Here is a 2,518-nt window from a genome sequence, read left to right as displayed (position 1 = left end):
GCTTGAGCTGCTTGTCGCAGGCAGGGCGGCTAAAGTTTGCCGTCGGTCCGCCCACGTCGTTGATGTAGCCCTTAAACTCGGGATCGTGCGTGAGCAGCTCGGCCTCGCGCATGATCGAATCGTGGCTGCGCATCTGCAGCACGCGGCCCTGGTGGAAGGTGAGCGCGCAAAACGAGCACTCGCCAAAACAGCCGCGGTTGGAGCTAATGGAAAACTTGATCTCGGCAAAGGCCGGCACGCCGCCTGCCGCGTCGTAGTCGGGATGCCAATCGCGTGCATAGGGGAGCTCGGCCACCTCGTCCATCTCATCGGTGGTGAGCGTCGCCGACGGCGGGTTCTGCACCACATAGACGCTGTTGGGGTAGGGCTCTACCAGGCGATGCCCGGTGATGGGATCCATATTCTGCTGTTGCACATTGAAGCTGCGTGCGTAGTTGAGCTTGTCGGCGGTAAGGTCGTCCCAGCTGGGCAGCAGGTCGTAGTCGTAGACCTCGTCGAGCGAACCCGTGCGGTAGACGGTGCCGTTGATATAGGTGATCTGATCGACGGGCAGCCCCGCGTCGAGCGCGTCGGCAATCTCGACAATCGCGTGCTCGCCCATGCCGTAGATGAGGATGTCGGCGCCCGAGTCGAGCAGTACCGAGCGTTTGAGCTTGTCCTGCCAGTAGTCGTAGTGGGCCAGACGGCGTAGGCTCGCCTCGATGCCGCCGATGATGATGGGGGCATCCTTGAACGTCTGGCGGATAAGGTTGCCGTAGACCGTGACGGCTCGGTTGGGGCGGTGGCCTTCCTCGCCGCCGGGGGTATAGGCGTCGGTGTGGCGGCGGTGCTTGGTCACCGAATAGTGGTTGACCATGGAGTCCATGTTGCCGGCACTGACCAAAAAGCCCAGGCGCGGCTCGCCGAGCACGGTGATGCTGGCGGGATCGGTCCAGTCGGGCTGGCAGATGATGCCCACCTTGTAGCCGTGTGCATCGAGTACGCGGCTGATGATGGCCATGCCAAAGCTGGGGTGGTCCACGTAGGCGTCGCCGCAGATGTAGACAAAGTCGCACTGGTCCCAGCCGCGGGCATCCATGTCGGTGCGGCTGACGGGGAGGAACTTATCGCGGCCCGGGCGCCAGGGACGGGCGGGCGCTGCAGAGGCATGCGTGGGTCGCGAGCCTTGCGTCTTACCGCCGCGCTTTTGCTGCTGGCCCTGTTTGCCCTGCTGACTGCGCTGGTTGTTCTGAGCGTGCTGAGGCTTTTTTGCCACGATCCCTCCCGGTGTTTGTATGCTGCACGTAATTGTAACCAGTCTTTTTGGGACGGGGCTAAAAAGACTGGTGGAGTACATGAGCTGGCGGATTGGCGCGTCGATGCGGGTGGCGTTTGTTTCCAGACTGTGTATCCCTGTGTCGAAGGGGTCGTCTCGCGCGCACGCCATGTTGTCAATGGGTTACAGTATGAACGGCGGCTATGTTTCCGCCAACGCACGAGAGAGTCGTCAACAAGGAGGATGCACGACGATGCAGCGTGCCAAACAGATATCGGAGTCTATTGAGCTGGGCATCATCTTGGCGCTCGCCGGTGGCTTTATGGACGTGTATTCGTACATTGGGCGCGACCATGTTTTCGCCAACGCGCAGACAGGCAACATCCTGCTCGTGGGCGTGAGCATCTCGGAGGGCAACTGGGCACTTGCGGAGCGCTACTTCTTCCCTGTGGTGTCGTTTGCCGTGGGTATTATGCTTGCCGATCTGGTACACGAGCGGTTTGGCAGCGTGATTCACTGGCGTCAGGTGACGGTGTTCTTTGAAGCCGTCATCTTGCTGGGCGTGAGCTTTATCCCGGGCGGCAATTTCAACCTGCTCGCCAACTGCCTCACCTCGTTTGCCTGCGGCATGCAGGTCGAGAGCTTCCGCAAGATCCACGGTCACGGCATCGCTACGACCATGTGCATCGGCAACTTGCGCAACGCGCTGCAAAACGTGGACGATTACATCATCACCCACAGGCGCGGCTTTTTGGAAAACGGCCTGCTGTACTTTGGCGTGATCTTTACCTTTGTGTTTGGCGCCGTGTTGGGCAACTGGTGTATTGAGCGCATGGGCCTGCACGCCATCGTCGTGGCGAGCTTGCTGCTGTTTGTTGCGTTTGCCATCATGTTCATCGACCGTGAGCGCGACTTGCGCTTACGCTGGAAGGTTGCGGCCGAGGCTTGGAAAGAGGGCTGCCAAAAATAACGGCAGGATACGGCAAGGGGCTGGCCCCTTTGTCGCACTGATCATTATTGGGGAGGGGACGGCCATCTCGGCCGCCCCCTTTTTTGAGTCTTAAGCGCTAAGGTGCATGTTTGTAATGACAAGATTTGACGTCAGCAAAGCGTGTTGCTTGAGGCTATAGAATAAAAATGTCATCTTTCCAGCTATGATTATTAGTTGAGGGGATGGACATATGCCGGTAGTGTCGAGAAAGTTGGTGTAAGGGCCCTTGCGGCCCCTGTGTCCGATATCCGGAATCAGTTGATATCCTAGGC

2 protein-coding genes are annotated in these 2,518 nt (G+C 59.3%); one reads left to right on the top strand and one right to left on the bottom strand.

The annotated features are described in order from the left end of the window. Positions 1-1,255 (bottom strand): YgiQ family radical SAM protein (locus ABHR75_RS04535; RefSeq protein WP_346963749.1); only part of this gene is annotated, 1,255 nt, incomplete at its 3' end. A 253-nt stretch (positions 1,256-1,508) separates the two neighbouring features. Here ABHR75_RS04535 and ABHR75_RS04530 point away from each other — a divergent pair. Then, positions 1,509-2,225: a YoaK family protein gene (locus ABHR75_RS04530; RefSeq protein WP_346963748.1), complete on the top strand. Its 717-nt coding sequence runs from the start codon at positions 1,509-1,511 to the stop codon at positions 2,223-2,225. Positions 2,226-2,518: the final 293 nt, after the last annotated feature.

Source organism: Collinsella aerofaciens (genome assembly GCF_039752955.1).
GTDB classification, from domain to species: domain Bacteria; phylum Actinomycetota; class Coriobacteriia; order Coriobacteriales; family Coriobacteriaceae; genus Collinsella; species Collinsella aerofaciens_BI.
This window is presented reverse-complemented; position numbering and strand designations above follow the sequence as displayed.

Bases quoted from the DNA above. Each gene is read 5' to 3' on its own strand.
- ABHR75_RS04530 (WP_346963748.1), top strand. From the start codon at position 1,509: ATGCAGCGTGCCAAACAGATATCGGAGTCTATTGAGCTGGGCATCATC.